Annotated in this window: 16 protein-coding genes and 1 riboswitch; of the genes, 5 read left to right on the top strand and 11 right to left on the bottom strand. The window is 74.6% G+C overall.

What is annotated here, in order from left to right; genetic code table 11:
- Window positions 1-63 precede the first annotated feature (63 nt).
- Window positions 64-157, top strand: a riboswitch (SAM riboswitch).
- 170 nt (window positions 158-327) lie between these two features.
- Complete coding sequence (locus WAA21_RS07105) at window positions 328-855, top strand: flavin reductase family protein (RefSeq protein ID WP_336922079.1); 528 nt, start codon at window positions 328-330, stop codon at window positions 853-855.
- On the top strand, window positions 852-2,009 hold the full coding sequence (gene sfnG, locus WAA21_RS07100) for a dimethylsulfone monooxygenase SfnG (protein ID WP_336922078.1): 1,158 nt from the start codon (window positions 852-854) through the stop codon (window positions 2,007-2,009). Before WAA21_RS07105 ends, sfnG begins: the two co-directional genes overlap by 4 nt.
- Window positions 2,010-2,040: 31 nt before the next feature.
- Here the strand turns inward: sfnG and WAA21_RS07095 are convergent, their stop codons facing one another.
- The 9 genes from WAA21_RS07095 to WAA21_RS07055 form a co-directional block, all read right to left on the bottom strand.
- The gene (locus WAA21_RS07095; RefSeq protein WP_336922077.1) at window positions 2,041-3,144 is read right to left on the bottom strand and encodes a glycoside hydrolase family 5 protein; all 1,104 of its coding nucleotides are present in this window, start codon (window positions 3,142-3,144) and stop codon (window positions 2,041-2,043) included.
- Window positions 3,125-4,324: a GtrA family protein gene (locus tag WAA21_RS07090; RefSeq protein WP_336922076.1), complete on the bottom strand. Its 1,200-nt coding sequence runs from the start codon at window positions 4,322-4,324 to the stop codon at window positions 3,125-3,127. The genes WAA21_RS07095 and WAA21_RS07090 overlap by 20 nt, the downstream gene beginning before the upstream one ends.
- The gene (locus WAA21_RS07085; RefSeq protein ID WP_336922075.1) at window positions 4,321-6,192 is read right to left on the bottom strand and encodes a DUF2079 domain-containing protein; all 1,872 of its coding nucleotides are present in this window, start codon (window positions 6,190-6,192) and stop codon (window positions 4,321-4,323) included. The genes WAA21_RS07090 and WAA21_RS07085 overlap by 4 nt, the downstream gene beginning before the upstream one ends.
- Window positions 6,189-7,526 carry a glycosyltransferase gene (locus tag WAA21_RS07080; RefSeq protein WP_336922074.1) on the bottom strand — a complete coding sequence of 446 codons (1,338 nt, stop codon included), beginning with the start codon at window positions 7,524-7,526 and terminating at the stop codon, window positions 6,189-6,191. Before WAA21_RS07080 ends, WAA21_RS07085 begins: the two co-directional genes overlap by 4 nt.
- A gap of 219 nt (window positions 7,527-7,745) precedes the next feature.
- Window positions 7,746-9,464: a glycoside hydrolase family 5 protein gene (locus WAA21_RS07075; RefSeq protein WP_336922073.1), complete on the bottom strand. Its 1,719-nt coding sequence runs from the start codon at window positions 9,462-9,464 to the stop codon at window positions 7,746-7,748.
- A 133-nt stretch (window positions 9,465-9,597) separates the two neighbouring features.
- Window positions 9,598-11,463 carry a glycoside hydrolase family 13 protein gene (locus tag WAA21_RS07070; protein WP_336922072.1) on the bottom strand — a complete coding sequence of 622 codons (1,866 nt, stop codon included), beginning with the start codon at window positions 11,461-11,463 and terminating at the stop codon, window positions 9,598-9,600.
- Complete coding sequence (locus WAA21_RS07065; protein WP_336922071.1) at window positions 11,460-12,308, bottom strand: sugar ABC transporter permease; 849 nt, start codon at window positions 12,306-12,308, stop codon at window positions 11,460-11,462. The genes WAA21_RS07070 and WAA21_RS07065 overlap by 4 nt, the downstream gene beginning before the upstream one ends.
- Before the next feature lie 11 nt (window positions 12,309-12,319).
- Window positions 12,320-14,068, bottom strand: coding sequence for an ABC transporter permease subunit (locus tag WAA21_RS07060; RefSeq protein WP_336922070.1), 1,749 nt, complete (start codon window positions 14,066-14,068; stop codon window positions 12,320-12,322).
- A gap of 137 nt (window positions 14,069-14,205) precedes the next feature.
- Window positions 14,206-15,543, bottom strand: a complete 1,338-nt coding sequence (locus tag WAA21_RS07055) for a sugar ABC transporter substrate-binding protein (protein ID WP_336922069.1) — start codon at window positions 15,541-15,543, stop codon at window positions 14,206-14,208.
- 176 nt (window positions 15,544-15,719) lie between these two features.
- On the opposite strand from WAA21_RS07055, the gene WAA21_RS07050 reads away from it, so the two are divergent.
- A complete protein-coding gene (locus WAA21_RS07050) occupies window positions 15,720-16,733 on the top strand; it encodes a LacI family DNA-binding transcriptional regulator (RefSeq protein ID WP_336922068.1) in 1,014 nt (337 codons plus the stop codon).
- Window positions 16,734-16,834: 101 nt separating this feature from the next.
- Here WAA21_RS07050 and menD read toward each other — a convergent pair whose 3' ends face one another.
- A complete protein-coding gene (menD, locus tag WAA21_RS07045; protein ID WP_336922067.1) occupies window positions 16,835-18,472 on the bottom strand; it encodes a 2-succinyl-5-enolpyruvyl-6-hydroxy-3-cyclohexene-1-carboxylic-acid synthase in 1,638 nt (545 codons plus the stop codon).
- Entirely contained in the window at window positions 18,469-19,488 is a 1,020-nt protein-coding gene (locus WAA21_RS07040) for an o-succinylbenzoate synthase (RefSeq protein WP_336922066.1), read from the bottom strand. The genes menD and WAA21_RS07040 overlap by 4 nt, the downstream gene beginning before the upstream one ends.
- A gap of 29 nt (window positions 19,489-19,517) precedes the next feature.
- Here WAA21_RS07040 and WAA21_RS07035 point away from each other — a divergent pair, with 29 nt between their 5' ends.
- On the top strand, window positions 19,518-20,468 hold the full coding sequence (locus WAA21_RS07035) for a 1,4-dihydroxy-2-naphthoyl-CoA synthase (RefSeq protein WP_336922065.1): 951 nt from the start codon (window positions 19,518-19,520) through the stop codon (window positions 20,466-20,468).
- 5 nt (window positions 20,469-20,473) lie between these two features.
- Complete coding sequence (locus WAA21_RS07030) at window positions 20,474-20,968, top strand: NUDIX hydrolase (protein WP_336922064.1); 495 nt, start codon at window positions 20,474-20,476, stop codon at window positions 20,966-20,968.
- Window positions 20,969-21,085: the final 117 nt, after the last annotated feature.

Raw genomic sequence — 21,085 nt, 5'->3', positions numbered from 1 at the left:
CAGCATGCGGGACGGACGGCACCCGACGGTGGACAGCCGGCGCCTGCGGCGCCACAGTGGTGGCGCCCATCCAGAGCGGCCGAGAGACCTGGCTCGTCGACGCCGCAGCAACCCCCCGGAACCTCGGGTGAGGGTGCTCCCGCCAGGCCGATGGAGGTCCACCTCGTGACACGTCCCCGTCCTCTCCTCGTGCGCCGCCGCGTCGTCGACCTGCTCCGGACGGCCTCGGGCCGCTGTCGGCCCTCGCGCGCCTGAGCGCCGTCGCGACCGCCCCCACCCACCCCGGTCGAGCCGTCGGGCCGACCGCCCTCACCTGAGGAGAACCACGTGACCACCCCCACCTGGGGTGGACCCGCCGTGGACCTGCGCCGCGCCTTCCGCTCCGACGCCTCGAGCGTCTGGGCGGTCACCACCGCGCACGCGGGCCTGCCCGTCGGGTTCACCGCCGTGTCCGTCGCCAGCGTCTCGCTGGCCCCGCCCCTGCTGTCGTTCAACGTCGCCCGGACGTCGTCGAGCCTGCACGCGCTCGTGCAGTCCGGCCGCTTCGCCGTCCACCTGCTCGCCGCCGACCAGGAGGACCTCGCCCGGCGCTTCGCCGCCGACGCCGCGCTCCGCTTCGGACCCGGCACCGCCTGGCGCTGGGCGGAGGACGGACTGCCGCACCTCGACGGGGTCGTCACCCGCGTCGCGGGCGCCGTCCTGCGGCTCGTCGAGGCCGGTGACTCGCTGCTCGTCCTCGGCGAGGTCCACGGCGTCGACGGCCTCGTCGACGGCGCGGACCGGGCCCCGGAGCCGCTCGTGCACCACGACCGCACGTACACCCGCCCCGCCGTCCTCTCAGGAGCCGTCGCATGAGCACACCCCAGCCCACCCACCCCGCTCCGCTGCGCTTCGCGTACTGGGTGCCCAACGTCTCCGGCGGCCTCGTCGTCTCGACGCTGCCCCAGCGCACCGACCACACCCCGCGGTACAACGTCGACACGGCCCGGGCCGCCGAGGCCGCCGGGTTCGACTACGCGCTCACCCAGGTGCGCTACGCGGCGAGCTACGGCGCCGACGAGCAGCACGAGTCGACGTCGTTCTCCCTCGCGCTGCTGCTCGCCACCGAGCGCCTCAAGGTCATCGCCGCGGTCCACCCCTACTTCTGGCAGCCGACGGTGCTCGCGAAGTGGGCGGCGACCGCGCAGTCCCTCACCGGCGGCCGCCTCGCGCTCAACGTCGTCTCCGGCTGGTTCAAGGACGAGGCCGTGTCGCTGGGCGCTACGTGGCTGGAGCACGGTGAGCGCTACCGGCAGTCGGAGGAGTTCATCGACGTGCTGCGCGGCGCGTGGACCACCGACGACTTCACCTACCGCGGGGACTTCTTCCGCACGCGCGGCCTCACGTTCCGCCCCCAGCCGGACGTGCTGCCCGAGATCTTCCAGGGCGGCAACTCCACCGACGCCCGGCACATGGCCGGCCGGGTGAGCGACTGGTACTTCATGAACGGCAGCACGCCCGAGGGCGTCGCGGAGCAGGTCGCGCAGGTCGGCGGCTACGCCGCGGCCGCCGGGCGGCGCGTGCGCTTCGGGCTCAACGGCTTCGCCGTCGTCCGCGACAGCGCGGCCGCCGCCCGGCAGGTGGTGGAGGACGTCGTCGCGCACGCCGACGTCGAGAAGGTCGAGGGCTTCCGCGAGGCCGTCCGGCAGGCCGGGCGCTCCAGCGCGGACGGCACGGGCATGTGGTCCGACAGCACGTTCCGCGACCTCGTGCAGTACAACGACGGCTTCCGCACCGGCCTCGTCGGGACGCCCGAGCAGGTCGCGCGCCGGGCGCTGGCGTACAAGCTCGTGGGGGTCGACCTGCTCCTGCTCGGCTTCCTCCACGTGCGCGAGGAGGTCGAGGCCTTCGGCCGGGAAGTGATCCCCCTCGTCCGCGAGCTCGAGGCGGAGGCGGCGGGCGTCGCCGACCCGGTCGCGCACCTCGACCTGTCCGAGGAGCTCGCGGGCGTCCTCGCCCCGACGGGCTGAGGACCGTCCGGTCCCCGGCCGGCGCGGCGCCTCAGCGCCGCGCCGGCTCCACGACCCGGGCGATGCTAGTCGCCTCGCGCTGCGGGCTGCCCAGGTACACGGACAACGCGTAGTCCTCGCCCCAGCGCTCGCCGGCGGCCCAGCCCGCGACGTCGACGCCGCCCTCGAGGACCTGCGCGTAGGCCCGGGCCCCCAGCCGGTTCCACAGCGGCCAGTCGCCCGGGTGCGCGGCCGACGGCTCGCCGGAGGGCCAGCCGACCTCGCCCAGCAGCCCGCGCACGTCCTGCTCCCCGCACCACGCGAGGAAGCCGCCGAGCTCGGCGTCGACCTTGGCCGCGAGGGAGTCCCAGCCGTCACGGCGGGCCCGGGCGTCGTCGTCGGCGTACGTCGCGGGGTACGTGCCGCGGTGGGAGTTGTCGACGTCGAAGTAGTAGTGCGCCTCGGGGCCGCTGCGGTCGAGGGGGTCCTCGATCCACCACCGCGGGTGGGTGGTCGGCCACGACGCGGCCGAGGACCACCGCTCCCCCGCGACCCACACCCACGCGCGCGAGCCGGCCGACCGCACCGCGTCGAGCGCGGCCTGGGCGGCCCGCTCCCAGCCCCTCGCCCCGTCCGGCATGTCGTGCGGCTCGTTCATGAGGCCGAGCTCGACCCGCTCGTCGGTGCCGAGGGCACCGGCGAGCCCGCCCCACAGGTCGGCGAACGCCGCGTGGGGCACCTGCGGCGAGCCGACGGGCTGCTCGCGGAAGCGGCCGTAGTTGTGGACGTCGAGCACGCACGCCATGCCCCGCGACGTGCAGCGGAGCACCGCCGCCTGCAGCTCCGCGACGTACGCCGCGTCCAGCGCCCCGCCGAGGTCCGGCTGCACCGACTCCCAGAGGAAGGGCAGCCGCACGAGGTCGTAGCCGCGGTCGGCGAGGAGCGCGAACGTCGTGTCGGGGTCGACGCGCCCGCCGACCTCGAACTCCGCGCCCGCGACGTTGAGCCCCACCCGTCCGTCCCGGCCGGCCCCGCACCCCGCCGTCAGCGCCGCGACGCCGACGACCGGCACCGCCGCGAGCGCCGCCGCCCCGCGCAGGAGCGAGCGGCGCGGCAACGAGCCGGGCCGGCCGGCCTCAGCGCTCGCCGGGGACACCACGCGAGCGCCCGGCGCCCGACGCCACCGCACCGGAGGCGACGGGGTCCGGGGCGACCCCGTCCGGCACGACCGGCACGGTCCGCGGCGCACGGCCGCGGTACACGACGCGGGACACGAACAGGAACCGCAGGACGAAGGCGACGGCGATGGTCACCGCCTGGGCGAGGACCGGGTGCAGGGCCGTGAACGAGACGAGGGCGACGAGGACCGGCAGCCGCAGGGCCGTCTCCACGTTGTTGAAGGCGAGGAACTGCAGCGCCCGGGACCACCACGGGTGCACGCCGTCGCGCAGGTCGCGGAACACGAACCGCTCCGACAGCAGGAAGTTGTGCAGGATGCTCACCTCCGCCGCCACCACGGCCGCCACCACGTACGGCGTGGCGAGCGCCACGAGGCCCCACATGACGGCGAGGTTGACGAGCGCGCCGAGGGCGCCGACGAGCGCGAACCGGCTCATGCGCCCCATGCGCAGGCTCGCGAGCTGGTGGAGGAAGTGCAGCCCGTTGCGCCACGAGGCCTTGCTCTCCCCGTCGTGGCGGGTGCCGAAGGCGAAGGGCAGCTCGAGCACCCGCAGGTCGTGACGGGCGAGGACCTCGAGCAGGATCTTGAACCCGCGCGGGCGCAGCCGGTCGAGGTCGACCGCGTCCCGCCGCAGGCAGAAGAAGCCCGTCATGGGGTCGGTGCACACCCGGCCGACGCGGGTGGGGAAGCAGGCCCGCGCCAGCAGCGTGCTCACCCCGGAGACGCTGCGCCGCCACGAGCCGGCGAGGCCGCCCGCGTCGCCGTCGCCGGTGTAGCGGCTGGCGACGACGAGGTCGGCGTCCTCGGCCGCGCGCCGCAGCGTGGGGACGAGCTCCGGCGGGTGCTGCAGGTCGCCGTCCATGACGACGACGAAGTCGGCCCGGCTGTCGCGCAGCCCGGCGGTGACGGCCCCGGCGAGCCCGCCGACCCGCTCCCCGGCAGGACGGTGCAGCAGCCGCACCCGCAGCGGGTGGCCCTGCCGGGCCACCTCGCGGACCCGGTCGGGGGTGTCGTCGGTGGAGTCGTCGACGAAGAGCACCTCGGCCGTCCCGGGGCGCTCGACGGCGGCGGAGAGGCGTCGGACGAGGGCCTCGACGTTGCCCCCCTCGTTGTACGTGGGGACCAGGACGGTCAGGTCGGGGGCGGGTGCGCTCACGGGGCGTCCTCCAGCACGTCGGTGACGACGTCGGTCGTGGTGCCGTAGCGGTCGGCGAGCTGGGCCGGGGTGTAGTCGGCCGACTCGGCCCGGATGGCGTCGACCTGGCCGTTCGTCAGGCCGGCGAAGGGGCTGGGGGCGGCGAGCCGCAGCTCGAGGGCACGCCGCTCGAGCGCGAGCTCCTGCCGCACCCGGGAGGCCTCGCGGGCCTCACGGTCGGCGATCTCGGCCTGCGTGAGGACGTCGCGCAGCTCGACGCGGCGCACGCCCTGCCCGCCGGCCCACACGACCTCGCTGTTGTCGTAGGCCTCCTTCACCACCGGGGCCATGTCGCCCATGGAGTCCCGGGACCACACGAGGTAGTCGATGCTCTCGTACGTCGGCACGACCTCCTCGGCGACCGCGGGGTCGGAGTCGACCTTGTAGAACCACACGACGTCCTCGCGGTCGCGGCCGGCGTCGACGAGGTCGTTCCAGAACGTGTTGTCGACGACGACGACCGCGTCGGCCGGCACCTCCGCCTCGACGGCCTCGAGGGCGCGGGCGTGGACGGCGTTGGCGTCGGCGGCGTACGCCACCCGGTACCGCTCGCGCGCGTCGCTCACCGGCTGCCACGCGACGAGCGCGACGGTGACGACGAGCAGGTACGACGGGACGAGCGCCCACCCCTGCCGGCCGGTCCGCAGGCGCTGCCACAGGACGTCGACGAGGCCGACGAGCACGAGCGCGCAGAAGGGCAGCACCGCGATCACGTACATGGCGGGCAGGTAGCCGCCCGGGCGCAGCGCGACGACGGTCGCGATGAGGACGGCGAGCGCCGCGGGCCGCAGGCGGCGCACGAGCAGGGCCGGCAGCGCGAGCACGATGCCGAGCAGCAGCAGGTACGGGTCCTGGTCGAGCCAGCCCATGACCGTCCCGTAGGCGCCCCCGTCCGCCCCCGAGGGGTCGAGGATCGAGCCGGAGCCCTCCCGCGAGGACAGCTGGAACTCCACGGCCGCCCACACCGACACCCGCTCGCTGCTCGGCAGGAGCTCGCTGCGGATGGCGGCGTACGTGAGGTAGAGCGCCCCGGTGAGCGCCGTCAGCACCGACAGCCCGACCACGGCGAAGCGCCGCGTGCGGGGGTAGGACGCCTGCCAGACCGCCAGGAGGAGGGCGGGGGCCAGGACGAGGACGGTCTCCTTGGTGAGCACCGCCACGCCGAAGGCGAGCCCGGCGAGCATGTGCAGCCCGAGGTGCCGGCGCCGGTTGAGCGCGAGGACGAAGGCCCCGAGCAGCCACGGCATCGCGACGTTGTCGAGGAGGACCTGCCGGCCCCAGAACAGCGTGAGCGGGTTGAGCGCCCACACGAGGGCGGTCGTGAGCGCCCAGCCGCGCGACATGCCGACCCGGCGCGCGAGCAGCAGGAGCAGCAGCGTGGAGACGACGACGTAGCCGACCATGACGGCCCGCCCGGCGAGCAGGGCGGGTCCGCCGTCCAGCAGCAGGTCCGGCAGCCACGTGAGCCCGGCCAGCTGCAGCCAGCCGACGGGCGGGTGGTCGTACCAGTACGTGTAGGGCGCGAGCGTGCCGAGCTCCTGCAGGGCCCACGCCTGGGAGAAGTACGTGCCCTCGTCGTCGGAGAAGCGGGGCCAGCCGGCGAGGTTGACCGAGTGGGCCAGCCCGACGACCGCCAGCGCGAGCGCGACGACGACACGGACCGCACCGGGCCCGGCCTCCGACAGCCACGTGCGGCCGGCGCGGGCGTGACGGGCGGCCCCGGCGGCGCGGACGGCCGGTCCCGGCCTGCGCCCGCGGCGCGGGAACGGGTCGGCGGGCAGCAGCGGCGCGGTCGGCGCCGGGGCCCGCTCCAGGGTGGGGGCGCTCACGCGGCCACCTCCACCCGGTCGCGGGCCGTGCCGTCGTCGACGGCGTGCGGCGTGAGGTGGGACCCGACGTGCGCGGTCTTCTCCCACGCGAAGTCGCCCGTCACGTACTTGACGAGGGCGCGCAGCACCGCGACCCCGAGCAGCACCTGGTAGAAGGGCATCGAGACCACGAGGCGGACGTAGTCGCGCCACCGGACGCCCAGCGCCATCTCCTCGTCCCACTCGCGCAGGATGAGGACCTCGAAGGCGAGCATCGCGAGCGTCGGCACGAGCGGGAGCAGCGTGACGAGCACGACGAGCGGCGGCACCTCGACGAGGAAGGCCGTGAGGACGGCGAGCGGCAGGACGATGCCGGCGAAGGCGACCGCGTGCTGCTGCACGAGCGTCCACCACGCGTGCAGGCGCCGCGAGCGGGTCGGCAGCTGCTTCCACTCGCCCTTCGCGAGCACCTGCATGAAGCCGAGCGCCCAGCGGGTGCGCTGCTTGACCAGCTGCGGGATGCGCTCCGGGGTCTCCTCGCGCGTGACGAGCGTGGGGTCGTAGGCGACCTCGATCCGGCGGCCGCGGGTGGACAGCCGCACCCCGAGGTCGCAGTCCTCCGCGAGGCACTCACCGTCCCAGCCGCCGACCTCGAGCAGGAGCTCGCGGCGGACGAAGACGGTGTTGCCGCCGAGGGGGATGAAGCCGGACAGCGCGTGCCCGTGCAGCCGGCTGCGGAACCAGATCCGGTACTCCATGCAGTTGCGCAGGCTGAACCACGAGTCGCGGTAGTTCATGAGGTGGACGGCGCCCTGCACGACGTCCGCGTGGCGCTCGGTGAGGACGCGGTCGACGTTGAGGAGCAGGTCGGGCGCGGCGAGCGACTCGGCGTCGAAGATGCCGACGACCTCGTTGCGGCACATGAGCAGCGCGTCGTTCAGCTGCTTCGGCTTGTTCTTGGTCCCGACGGGGTCGTGGTTCACCGAGACGCGGACCCGGTCGTCGCCCGCGGCGAGCCGGTGCGCGGTCTCGACCGTCGCGTCGTCGTCGTGCCCCACGGAGATGATGACCTCGACGTGCGGGTGCGACTGGGCGAGCAGCGCGTCGAGCGTCGCGCGCATGACGGGCTCCTCCTCCTCGCGGCACGGCATGACCAGCGAGAAGGAGTGCCGGACCACCGGTCGCCGGGCGGGCGGGTCCGACGTGAGGTCGAGGTAGGAGTCCTGGGCCGCGGGGTAGCGGGCGCGGTCGTCGTGCCCGGGCAGCCACCACGCGTGCATCTGCCACCACAGCGTGGTGACGGCGACGGCGGTGAGGGCGAGCGCGACGAGGACGAGCAGGGTCGAGACGATCAAGGGGTCGCTCCGTGCGGGATCAGCAGTGGTGATCTCGACGTCGAGGGACACACCTGGGGGTGGGCGTTCGGTCGGGCAGCGTGCCGGCGGGGCAGGTGAGTCGCCGGACGTGCAGGCCGCGCTCCACCCTGGGGGACCCCGTCCCGGGATGGCAACTCGGCGTCACGGGGTACTACCCCCTGCTCCTCGACCCTAACCCGGGGTGACGGATCCGGGGTCCTACCCGGCCGCCGCCGCGCGCTGCAGCCTCGCCCGCACCTGCTCTCCCCAGGGTGTCGGCCGCGTGCCCGCCCAGTCCTGCACGAGCACGTGGGCGTCGCCGGGCCACAGGTTCCACGTCCACGCCGTCCAGCCGGCACCGGCGCCGTCGAGGAGGTCGAGCGTGCGCTCGGAGAAGCCCGTGGGCGACGGCGGGCAGCCGAGGCAGGCCTGGTCGGGCCCGACCTCAGTCGCCATGAGCGGGTACCGGGCGGCGACGGGCGCGACCTCCGCGGCGAAGCACTCCGCGGTGCGGCACGCGTTGAAGTCGTACGCGTGCCAGGCCGCCCCGAGGTTGGCGGCCGGGTCGTGCGGGCGGTGCGCGAGCCAGCCGTCGAGCCGGTTGCTCCACTGCACGCCGCCGACGAGCACGAGCTGGCGCGCCCCGGTGGAGCGCACGGCGTCGAGGAGCTCCTGCACCCCGGCCGCCTGGTACGGGGCGCCCGTGGCGTGGTCGGTCGTGCGGGCGCACGTGCCGCCGTCGCGCCAGCAGCGCCACGCCTCGGCGCTCGTGCTGCCACCGTCGGGGTGCGGCTCGTTGACGAGCTCGAACACGACGGACGGGTTGTCGCGGAAGTGGGAGGCGACCGACGCCCAGAAGGCCGGGGAGTGGTCGCGGTTCGGCATGGGGTTGTTGTCGGTGCGTCGGGTGCCGGGGGCGTGCCAGTGCAGGTCGAGCACCGCGACCATGCCCCGGGCGTTGACGGCGGCCACCTGCGCGGTGACGGCGGCGCGGTACTCGCTGCCGCGCCGGGAGGCGGGGATGCCGGAGTCGACGTCGAGCCAGCAGTGCTCGTTGAGCGGCACGCGAACGGCGGTCGCCCCCCACGCCCGCGCCCCGGCGAGCGGGACGCTGCTCGGGCGCTCCGGGTCCGGACCGTCGAAGAACCCCCACCCCTGGGCGCAGGCGTACTCGGTGCCGGCGGTGCTGACCCCGAGCAGGCGGACGGTGCGGCCGGTCTCGTCGACCACGCGGCTGCCGACGGCCCGAAGGCCGCGCGGGGCGCCCGTGGTGGGCGCCGTGGTGGGCGCCGTGGTGGGCGCCGTGGTGGGCGCCGTGGTGGGCGCCGCGGTGGGCGCCTGCTGGCGCACCTCGTCGACGTGGACGACGACGGCGCCCGTCGCCGCATCGGAGTCGACCTGGACGGCCACGGCGCGCATGCCCGCCGCGAGCGCGTCCGGGACGGTGAACGTCACGGGGACCCACGTCCCGGCGGTCAGGCGGACCTTCGGTCCGGCGACGTAGCGCCAGGCCGGGTCCTGGACCTCCAGCCGTGCGCGCCACGCGCCGGGGGCGCCGGCCGGCAGGAGCACGCGGGCCGTGAGGGTGGCCCCGCCTGCGCGGACGTCCCGCAGGGCGCCCCGCCCGTCGTCGGCCCGCAGCCCGCCCCAGCCGCCCGTGAACGTGCGCCCGAGCCGCAGCGACCCCGTGCCGGCGGCCGCGACCGTCGCGCTGTGGGCGGCGCCGTCGCCGGACCAGCCCTCCCGACCCGTCTCGAAACCGTGGGCGACGGTCCCGGTGGGCGTGGTCGCGGCGGTGGCCGGCAGCGTGCCGAGGAGCAGGCTGAGCACGAGCGGGGCCAGGACGAGCAGCAGGGCGACCGGCAGCTCGCGGCCGGCCCGGACGTTGGGGTCGCAGGTGCGGGGGGTGGACGGGGCGGGACGGTGCAGGCGCGACATCTCGGACCATTCGTCGAGGACGGGACGCCCTGGTCCTCGGCGCGCGCCGCGTCCCGCTGCAGGACGCAGCCGGGTGACGCGCCCGTTCCCCCACCCGGGTGGTGCCGTCCGGCGGTCCCGGTCGCGCGGTCCCTCAGCCGCAGCGCAGGAGCACCGCCCCGGCCGCCGGCAGCGCGACCTGCACGACCCGCGAGCCCGCCTCGACCGACGCGCCGGACGAGGCCCACAGCACGTCGGGCTCGCCGAGCAGCGACACCGGCAGGTCGACGGTGCTCGCGTCGCGTGCGACGACGACCGCGACGCGCTCCTCGGGCGTCTCGCGCAGCCACGCCATGTCGTCCTCGCCCGCGCACAGCCAGCGCAGCCCCCCGCGTCGCAGCGTCTCGCTGCCGTGCCGCAGCCGCAGCAGCTCGCGGTAGGCGCGGTGCAGGGGCGTCCCGAAGCGGCTGGCGTCCGACCACGGCATCGGCGTGCGGGCGTGCTCGCCGTCCTCGCCGGTGAGGCCGAGCTCGTCGCCCGCGAAGACCATCGGCACGCCGGGGTAGCCGACGAGGACCGCGAGCGCGGCGACGAGAGCCTCGTCCGAGCCGACGACGCTGCGGGCGCGCGGGGTGTCGTGGGAGCCGAGCATGTTGACGTTCTGCAGCGTCTGCTGCCACGGCACGGCGGCGGCGAACAGCCGCATCGCGGCGACCACGTCCCGGGTCGGCTTGCGGGGCACGCGCACCGGCATGCCGAGGAAGCCGAAGCGGCTGCCGGGCTCGGCGAGCCACTCCCACACCGGCCGGGTGAACGCCGCGTAGTTCATGACGGCGTCCCAGCCGCCGGCGCCCGTCGTCACGTCGTCGGAGGTGTCGTGGAAGTGCTCCGCCAGCAGGAACGACCCCGGCTTGACGGCGTCCATGGTCCGCCGCACGAGGCGCGCGACGTCGTGGTTGTGGTCGTCGTCCCGGTTGCGTCCCGTCATGTTGGCGACGTCGATGCGCCAGCCGTCGAGGCCGTCGGGCCCCTCGAGCCAGCGCGCGGCAACGCTCGTCGGCCCCTCGACGATGCGCCGCCGCAGCGCCTCGGAGCGGTAGTTGAGCTTGGGCAGCGACGGGATGCCGAACCACGCCTCGTAGCGGTCCGGGTGGGCGTGGAAGTAGTAGTAGCCGGCCTCCTCGCAGTCCGGGTCGGCCTGCGCGGCCAGGAACCAGTCGTGCGTGTCGCCGGTGTGGTTGGTCGTGAGGTCGCCCATGACCCGGATGCCGGCGGCGTGCGCGGCCGCGACGAGCGTCGACAGCGCGGGGTCGCCGCCGAGCAGCGGGTCGACCTCGTCGAAGGACGACGCGTTGTAGCGGTGGTTGCTCTCGGCCGGGAAGAACGGGGTCAGGTACAGCACGTCGACGCCGAGGTCGAGGAGGTGGTCGAGGTGCTGCTCGATGCCGGCGAGGTCGCCGCCGTACAGCTGGCGGGGCGTGTCCGGTCCGGTGTGCTCGACCGGGGTGGTGTCCCAGTCCGCGGCGACGGCCCAGTCCGGCAGCGGCCCGTGGTCGGCGCCGGAGCGCGCGAAGCGGTCGGGGAACACCTGGTACATGACGCCGTCGACGGCCCAGTCGGGCGCGGTCGGGTACGTGCTCACCACGAAGTCCGACGCGTCGGTGACGTCGTGGCCGTGCACGCCGGCCGCGTTCACCCACCGGTAGCCGGTGCCCGTGGCCCGCGGGCCGGTCGGCTCGTCCTCCAGCAGCCACCGGTAGCGCGCGAGCCGGTTGTGGACCGTGATGCGGGCGCTGAACCACACGTCGTGGTCGTCGGTGCGGACCACGCGGGCGCCCACGTAGGCCGGCTCGCCGTCGTGCACCTGGCGCACGTGGACCGATCGCACCGGCGAGGTGCGGGTGCCGCCGTGCGGCACGCGGAGCAGCACGTCGACCTCGTCGCCGAGCGCCGCGGCCGCGAGCCGCGGCCCGTGGACCGGTGAGCCGTCGTGGTGCGGCTCGGACCACAGCACGCTCACTTGACCGACCCGGCCGTCAGCCCGGAGACGACGTACTTCTGCAGCCACAGGAACAGCAGCACCGCGGGGATGGCGCCGAGCAGCGAGCCGGCGGCGAAGAAGCCCCACTGCGCGTTCAGCTGGCTCGAGACGAGCTGGTAGAGGCCGACGGCGAGGGTCTGGTCGCGCGGGGCGGTGAGGATGATGCTCGCGACGAGGAACTCGTTGAGCGTCGTGATGAACGCGAGCAGCACGACGACGGCCAGCACGGGCGCGGACAGCGGCAGGATCATGCCGAAGAACACGCGCGCGTGGCTCGCGCCGTCGACCTTCATCGCCTCGTCGAGCTCCTTGGGCACGGTGTCGAAGAAGCCCTTGATGAGGAACGTCGAGACGCCGAGCGCGCCGCCCATGTACACGAGCACGAGCCCGAGGGTCGAGCCGAGCCCGAGGGCGGGGAACAGCTGCCCGATCTCGAAGACGAGCAGGAAGATCGCGACCGCCGCGAGGATCTGCGGGAACATCTGGATGAGGAGCAGGCCGAGCAGGCCGATGCGGCGCCCGGCGAAGCGGAACCGGCTGAAGGCGTACGCGGCGAGGCACGCGACGAAGACCTGCAGCACGGCGGTCGCGACCGCGACGAACATCGTGTTGAGGAACCAGCTGGGGAACGGGTACACGGGCGTGTTGAACAGCGCGACGTAGTTCTCGGTGCTGAGCTCGCTGAACAGGTCGTTGCTCGCCGTCAGCGTGCCGACGGGGTTGAACGACGCGCTGATGACGAAGACGATCGGGAAGAGCGCGAAGACGAGCACGGCGAGGGCGACGAGGTGCCGCCAGCCGGTGTCGGTGAACCACTTGGTCATGTCCTCGCTCCTCAGTTGATGTCCTCGAGGGCGCGGGTCTGCCGGAAGCTGACGGCGGAGATCCCCGCGACGACGAAGAAGATGAGCACGCTCAAGGCGGTGGCGAAGCCCCACTGCTGGCCGCCACCGCTCTCGAAGCCGAGCGTGTAGACGACGTGGATGAGCAGGTCGGTGGAGCCGAGGCTGATGGGCGCCTCGGGGATGTTCGGCCCGCCGCCGGTGACGAAGTAGATGAGCGTGAAGTTGTTGAAGTTGAAGGCGAAGCTCGCGATGAGCAGCGGTGCGACGCTCACCATGAGCAGCGGCAGCGTGATGCTGCGGAAGATGCGGAAGGCACCGGCGCCGTCGACGCGCGCCGCCTCCTTCACGTCGCCCGGGATGCTCTGCAGCGCCCCGGTGCACACGAGGAACATGTAGGGGAAGCCGAGCCACAGGTTGACGAGCAGGACGCTGAAGCGCGCGAGCCACGGGTCGGTGAGCCAGCCGATCTCGGCCCCGCCCAGGAGCACCTGGTTGACGTAGCCGAAGCTCGGGTTGAGGAAGCCCGCCCACAGCAGCATCGACATGAAGCTCGGTGCCGCGTACGGGAGGATGAACAGCGAGCGGTAGAGCCTGCGGCCGCGCATCCGCGGGTTGTCGAAGATGATGGCGAGCAGCACCCCGAGGAAGAACGTCGAGGCGACCGAGATGCCGGCGAAGGCGAAGGACCACACCGCCGTCCCCAGCAGCAGGGTCGACAGCCGGTCGTCGTTGAAGACGCGCGAGTAGTTGTCGAGGCCCACGCCGACGCGCCAGCCGGGCGCCAGCTCCGTGCCGTCCTCGGCGACGTAGAAGCCCACGGACTGGTCGGCGGCGTACTCGGTGCCGTCCCGCGTGTCGACGAGCACGTCGCGCGTCTCGTCCCACTCCAGGAGCGGGCGGAAGACGTACGCGACCCGGCCGTCCTGCGTGCGCAGACTCCCGGCGTCCGGGTTCTCCTCGTCGGCGAGCGGCACGCGGAAGCCGACGACGGCCTGCTGCCGGTCCGCGAGGTCGCCCAGGGCGAGCGACTCCCACCCCTCCAGCGCGGTGGCGACGTCGCCCTCGAGCGTGACGGCGTCGGGGTCGACCTCCTGCAGGCCCTCGCTGGTGCCGAGGCTGACGACCCCGTCCGGCCCGGTCAGCAGGAAGGCGAGCTCCTCCTCGGGCGCCGCGTCCTCCTCGACCGCCTGATCCCCCTCGTCCACCCCCGGCTGGGCGGCCGGGTCGTCCCCGGCGCCCTCCTCGACCGGCGGCGCCGCCCGGCCCTCCCGGGCCACCACGGTGAGGTCGTAGGCGGCGCTGTCGGGGACGCGCTGCTCGGACACGGCGAGGATCTGCTCGCGCGCCTGCGTCTGGTTGATGGTGTGGGCGTCGCCGAAGTTCGTGAAGCTGATGAACACCGTGTAGGCGACGACGAAGATCTGGAAGACGAGCAGGAAGAACAGCCCGGGGAACAGGTACTTCGCGGGCACGAGCCGCCTGCTGAAGTACACGACGTCGGCGGCGACGAGCGAGACCAGCAGGAAGACGAAGAAGCCCCAGTTCTGCGCCCCGAAGCTCACGAAGAGCGCGAAGACGCCGACCGCGTTGAGCACGGCCATGAACAGCGTCTTGAGCAGCAGCGCCGCGAGGAACCCGGGCGTGCGCCGGGGGCGGCCCGCGGGCACGGGGGGCTCGGCTGGAGGGGGCGCGCCGGGCGGGTCGCCCTGCAGCCGGTCGGACGTGAGCGTGCTGGACACCGCGGCCTCCGCGTCGTCGAGGGGGGTCGGTCCTGGTGGTTCCGGGCGGGTGGTGCCCCGGGGCCGGGCGCGGGCCCGGCCCCGGGGAGCGTGGGACGTGCGGCGCGGCGCCCGGGCGGGCGCCGCACCGCAGCGGCTCAGCGGGCGGAGATGGCCGCGCGGATGCGCTCGGCGGCGTCCGTCACGAGCGTGGCCGGCTCGCCGTTGCCGAGCAGGATGTCGCGCTGGGCGTTGCCGTAGTCGCCCCAGACGCTGTCCATCGCGGGGATGTTGGGCAGCGGCTGGCCGGTGGCGCCGTACTCGCCGAACCCGGCGATGATCGGGTCCGAGGACACCTCGTCGAAGACCGACTGGTAGGCGGGCGGGCGCTGGCCGGTCTCGTAGAGCTCACGGGCGACGTCCTCGGTACCGAGGTAGTTGAGGACGAAGTCGTTGGCGACGAGGGGGTTCTCGGCGTAGGCCGACACCATGAAGCCCTGGACGCCGACGAACGGCACGGCCGGCTCGCCGCCCGCGGACGGGATCTCCTCGACGACGAAGTCGACGCCGCCGGCCTGGAAGGGCTCGACGTTCCACGGGCCGCTGATCGCGTACGGGGCGCGGCCGTTGGCGAAGGCCTCCTGCGCGATGTCGAAGGTGACGTCGGCGTTCAGCACGCCGGACTGCCCCCACTCGGCCAGCTGCTCGGCGAAGGCGATGCCGCCCTCGTTGTCGATCTGCAGGTCGTCGGCGTTGTACGAGCCGTCGTCGTTCTGGCCGAAGATCTGCGAGCCGAACGAGGTCTGGATCGGGTAGAAGTGGTAGACGTCGCCCGCGTCGCCGACCTGCAGCGCGAGCGGCAGGTCCGCCTCGCCGGCGTCGACGAGCGCCTGGCCCTCGTCGAGCATCGCCTGGAAGTCGGCCGGCGCCTCGGGGGCGAGCTCGGTGTTCCGGAACAGGGCGACGTTCTCCACGGCGTAGGGCAGGCCGTACGTCACGCCCTCGTAGGACAGCGCCTCGACGGCGACGTCCTGGAAGTCGCCCTCGGCGTCGCCGAGCTCCAGCGGCGCGACCGCGCCGTTGGTGACGAGCTGACCGAGCCAGTCGTGGGCGCCGACGATGATGTCGGGGCCCTCGCCGACGGGACCGCGCGAGATGAGGTTGTCGCGGATGGCGCCGAAGTCGAGCTGCTGCACGGCGACCGTGAGGCCCTCGGCGGCGCCGAAGTCGTCGCCGATCTCCTGCAGGATCGGGGCGCGGGTGTCGTCGGTCCAGATGACGAGGTCGGCGTCGGCGCGCTCGATCGGCGCCTCGCTGCCCTCGGCGGACGGCTCGGCCGCCGGCTCGCTCGCCGCCTCGCTCGGCGCGGCGCTGTCCTCGGTGGTGGGCTCGGGCGCCGCGGCCGTCGCCTCGTCGCTGCCGTCGCCGCCGCCGCAGGCGGTAGCCACGAGCGCGAGACCGGCCACCATCGCGGCGATGGAGATGCGTCGTCGCATCGGTGTCTCTCCTTCTGTCGGCCCGCCCGTCGCTCGAGCGGCTGGCGCGGACAGTAGCAAGGCCTTGCGCAAGATCGGAAGACTTCTTGCGAGACTCGTTGCGACTCGTTACCCCTTCTTTACGATCGTCACTCAAGTCCTTGCGGCCGTGTTGCATTCGGTGCCAGGCTCGCCTTATGACCACGCTGGACGTCCTCGCAGCCGAGGTGGGGGTGAGCCCGGCGACCGTGAGCCGCGCCCTGCGGGGCAAGAACGGCGTGAGCGACGCCGTCCGGCAGCGCGTCCTGGCCGCCGCGGAGGCCGCCGGCTACGTCGCGAGCCGGCGCAGCACCGGCATCGACACCGACGTGGTCGGCCTCGTCGTGCCGGAGCTCGACAACCCCGTCTTCCCGGCCTTCGTGCAGCGCATGCAGACGCTGCTCGTGCAGCAGGGCTACACGCCGATCGTCGGCTCGCAGTTCACCCCCGGCGTGAGCGAGGACGAGTGGATCGAGCTCATGCTGGGGCGCCAGATGGCCGGGCTCGTCGTGGTCAACGGCATGCACGCGGACACGAAGTCCTCGCCGGACCGCTACCTGCGGCTGCGCCGCCTCGGGGTGCCGCTCGTGCTCGTCAACGGGTTCGTGCCGGACCTCGACGCGACCTTCCTCGCCGTCGACGACGCGAGCGCTGTCGAGATGGCGGTGCAGCACCTCGTGACGCTCGGGCACCGGACGATCGGGCTGGCGGTCGGCCCCGAGCGGTACACCCCGGTGGTGCGCAAGGTCGAGGCGATGCAGCGGCTGGTGGAGGACCGCCGCGGTCGCGACGGCGAGGTGACCGGCCTCGTCGAGCACTCTCTCTTCACCATCGAGGGCGGGCAGGCGACGGGCCGGCGGCTCATCGAGGCGGGCGCGACGGGGATCGTGTGCGCGTCGGACCCCATGGCGCTCGGCGTGATCCGCGCGGCCCGCGCGATGGGGCTGTCCATCCCGGACGACGTGTCCGTCATCGGTTTCGACGACTCCCCGGTCAACGCGTTCATGGACCCCCCGCTCACGTCGCTGCGCCAGCCGGTGAGCGACATGGCCTCGGTCGCGATCACGGCGCTCGTCGAGCAGCTGCGGACCGGGCAGCACCCGACGACGGAGTACCTGTTCGCCCCGGAGCTCATCGTCCGCGGCACGACGGGGCCCGCCCCGTCCCGCTGAGGCCAGGTCGGCCGGCCCCGCCTCGGCCACAGCCACACAAGCGAGCGCCTCTCGTCGGCCTTGCGTGCGCTCAGGGGCCTCCGGTGTGTCGTCGTGGCCGCTCAGAGCGCCGCGAGCGCGGCCTCTCGGGCGGCACGCGCGACCTCGGCCTGCAGCGCGCGGGCGCCGCGACGGGCGGTGCGCGCCTCGACGACCTCCATGGCGCCGCCGTCCCACGCCGCGAGCGCGTCGCCCAGCTCGGCCTCGGTCGTGACGAGCCGGTGCGGCACGCCGTGCGCACGGCAGAGCGCGGCGAGGTCCACGCCGTGCGGGGTCGCGAAGTACCGCTCGTGGACGCCGGCGTAGCGGTCCTCGCCGTGCTCGAGCAGCCCGAAGATGCTGCCGCCGTCGTCGTTGGCCACGACCACCTGGACGGGCGGACGCGCCTCGGTCGGACCGACGAGCAGGCCGTTCGTGTCGTGCAGGAAGGTGAGGTCCCCGACGAGGGCGCGGACCGGTGCGCCACCCCCGAGCGCGAGGCCGCCGGCGGTCGACAGCGACCCGTCGATGCCCGCGAGGCCTCGGGACGCGTGTACGCGCGGTGCCGGGACGGTGTGGTCGAGCACGAGGTCGAGGTCCCGGACGATGCTGCTCGCCCCGACGAAGAGCCACGGTTCCGCCGGCGACCAGGCGGACCGGGCGGCCGCGACGGTCCGGGCGACGTGCGGACCGGCCAGCGCCGGGCTCCGGTCGAGCACAGCGTGGACGGCGCCGAGCGCCGCCCGGCCGGCCCGCTGCCACCCCTCACGCCAACCGCCGGCCGTGGCGACGGCGACGGCGTCGAGGCGCTGCACCTCACGCCCCGGCCCGGGCAGGGCCGCGTGGCGGCCGACGAGCACGACCTCGACGTCCTCCCGGGCGAGCAGACGGCTGACTGGTCGCGTGAGGGAGGGCCGCCCGGCGACCAGGACGCGTCGGACCCGGCCGCCGAGGGCGTCCAGCCCGAGCAGGACCCGCCCGGCGGCCACCGCCCCCGGCAGGGGGGCGAGTCCCGCGGACGGCTCCACGCACCACGGGGTCCCGGCCGCTTCCACGAGGGGCGCCAAGGTCCCGGCCCCGTCCCCCGCGACGAGCAGCGTCCCCTCGCCGGGCACCGCAGTCGTCTCGACGGGTCGCCACGGCGACCCGGGCCCGCTGCGGGGCTCGTGCGGCGCCCACGTCGTCTCCTCCGGCACGAGCGGGTCGTCGAACCCGACGTCGAGGTGGACGGGTCCGCTCACGCCGGTATGCCCCCAGGCTGCCCCCACGAGCCGGACGACCACCGCCCGCAGGTCCACGCCCTCCGACGCCTCCACGTCGAGTGCCTCGAGCGCCGCCTCGGCGAACACGCCTGCCTGCAGCGGCGTCGTCTGGTTCGCCCACGTGCCGCGCAGGCGGCGCGGCCGGTCGGCGGTGAGCAGCAGGAGCGGGACCTGGGAGTGGTGCGCCTCCCACACCGCGGGGAGCAGGTTCGCCACCGCCGTCCCCGACGTGGTCACGACCGCCGCGATGCCGCTGGCCTTGCCGACGCCGAGCGCGGTGAAGCCGGCCGAGCGCTCGTCGATGCGCACGTGCACCTGCACCAGCCCGGCCTCGTCGGCGGCGGCGAGCGCGTACGCGAGCGGTGCAGAGCGGGAGCCCGGGCACAGCACGACGTGCTCGACGCCGGCGTCGACGAGCCCCTGCACGATGCTGCGGGCGGCGTCGGTCGCGGTGCTCACGACGACGATCCTCCCTGGGCGGCCAGCAGGCCGTGCACGCGGGCGAGCCGCTCGCGCCACCACGCCTGCCGCTCCGGCGGCGCCGCCCGGTCCTCGAGCAGCGCGGCGTCCGGCGTCACGCGGCGCACGTCGACCGCACCGTCGCGCGGCAGCAGCGGGGAGCCCGTGACGTCGCCGGCGAGCAGCGCCGCGGTTCCGAGCCCAGCGGCCCGGCCGTCGCCGAGCGCCGCGGCGGCCACCGCACCGGCCGCGAGGCCGACCGAGGACTCCAGCGCCGAGGACACCGTGACGAGCACGCCGTACGCGTCGCGCAGCTCGCGGGCGAGGGCCACGAGCGCGGCCACTCCCCCGAGCGGCGCGGCCTTCACCACGACGACGTCGGCCGCCCCCGCCCGCGCCACCGCGAGAGGGTCCGACGCCCGCCGGACCACCTCGTCCGCCGCGACCGGCACGTCGACCCCGGCCCGGGCGAGGGCGACGCGCAACCGCGCGAGACCGTCGACGCCCGCCACGGGCTGCTCGGCGTACTCCAGCCCGAAGGCCGCGAGCGCCCGCAGCGCGTCGACCGCCTGCTCGTCGGACCAGCCCGCGTTCGCGTCGACGCGGACCGACCCCGACGGCCCGAGCGCGTCCCGCACCGCCGCGACCCGCGCGACGTCGTCGGCGAGGCTCTGCCCGGGCTCGGCGACCTTGACCTTCGCGGTGGTGCACCCGGGGAAGCGCGCGAGCACGCCCGGCACGTCGGCGGCCGGGACGGCGGGGACCGTCGCGTTCACCGGCACCCGGGTGCCGGCCGGCACCGACGACCACGCACCGTGCGACGCCTCGTAGCAGGCGGCGAGCCAGCGGGTGGCCTCCGCGTCGTCGTACTCGGCGAAGGCCGCCCACTCCCCCCACCCCGACGGCCCGCGCACGAGCAGCGTCTCCCGCACCGTCAGGCCGCGGAAGCGGGTCGTGAGCGGCAGCGCCACGACGTGGACGTCACCCGGGGCAGGCGGGTCCGGCACCTGGAGCACGCCGTCATCCTCGCCCGTACGCTCGCGCCGTGCCTGCGCTCCCTCACGTGTCCGACACCTTCGACCCCGCCTCGTGGCGGGAGGTCGACGCGGCCGACCTGGGACGCGAGCTCACCGACGTCACGTACCACCGCTGCGTCCTCGACGGCCCGGCCGGCGGCACCGTCCGGGTCGCCTTCGACCGACCCGAGGTGCGCAACGCGTTCCGCCCGCACACCGTCGACGAGCTGTACGCCGTCCTCGACCACGCCCGCCGCACCCCCGACGTCGGCTGCGTGCTGCTCACGGGCAACGGTCCGAGCCCGAGGGACGGTGGCTGGGCGTTCTGCTCCGGCGGCGACCAGCGCATCCGCGGCCGCACGGGCTACCAGTACGCCGCGGGTGACACCGCGGACACCGTCGACAAGAGGCGCACCCGGGCCGAGGGCGGGCGGCTGCACGTCCTGGAGGTGCAGCGGCTCATCCGGACGATGCCGAAGGTCGTCGTCGCGGTCGTCGGCGGCTGGGCCGCGGGCGGCGGGCACTCGCTGCACGTCGTGTGCGACCTGACCGTCGCCAGCCGCGAGCACGCCCGCTTCAAGCAGACCGACGCCGATGTCGGCTCCTTCGACGCCGGCTACGGCAGCGCGTACCTCGCGAAGATGGTGGGGCAGAAGAACGCACGGGAGATCTTCTTCCTCGGCCGCACGTACGACGCGGAGACCATGCAGCGGATGGGCGCGGTCAACGTCGTCGCCGACCACGCCGAGCTGGAGGCCGAGGCGCTGCAGGTCGCCGCGGAGGTCAACGGCAAGTCGCCCACCGCGCAGCGGATGCTGAAGTTCGCGTTCAACCTCACCGACGACGGCCTCATGGGACAGCAGGTGTTCGCCGGCGAGGCGACCCGCCTGGCGTACATGACCGACGAGGCGCTCGAGGGCCGCGACGCCTTCCTCGGCAAGCGTGACCCGGACTGGTCGCCGTTCCCCTGGTACTACTGACCGGGATGAGCAGCGAGGGCGCGGGCCGGCAGCCGGTGGCCGGCGACCGGGTCGAGCGCCGCTCCGGACGCGTCCTCGTGCTCGACGGCACGGGTCGGGTGCTCCTCCTGCAGGGCCACGACGCGAGCGCGCCCGAGGCCGGCTCGTGGTGGTTCACGCCCGGCGGCGGCCTCGAGCCCGGCGAGACACCGGTGCAGGCGGCCGCCCGCGAGCTGTGGGAGGAGACGGGCCTGCGCGACCTGCCGCTGGCGGGCCCGGTGGCGGAGCGCGAGGCGGAGTTCACGTTCGAGGGCGTCGACTACCGGCAGCACGAGCAGTTCTTCGTCGTCCGGGTGGGCGGGACCGACCTCGTCGTCGCCCCCGCCGCCCACACCGAGCTCGAGGTCCGCTCGATGCTCGGCTGGCGCTGGTGGAGCGCGGCGGAGCTCAGCGCGACGACCGACACCGTCCACCCCGAGTGGCTGGCCGGCTGGCTCGCCGGGCAGGCTCCCGCGGGCTGAGCACACCGCGGACGGTCACACCGCGGCGCGCCGACACCCCGCTCCGTTACCGCATCGGGAGCGAACCGTTATCTCGCCGACGCCTCCCGGGCTCGTAGCACCCGCGACGGCTTCCTA

Source organism: Aquipuribacter sp. SD81 (assembly GCF_037153975.1).
Classification (GTDB): Bacteria; Actinomycetota; Actinomycetes; order Actinomycetales; family JBBAYJ01; genus Aquipuribacter.
The sequence above is the reverse complement of the archived record's forward strand: the minus strand, read 5'-3'. Positions and strand labels throughout refer to the sequence as shown.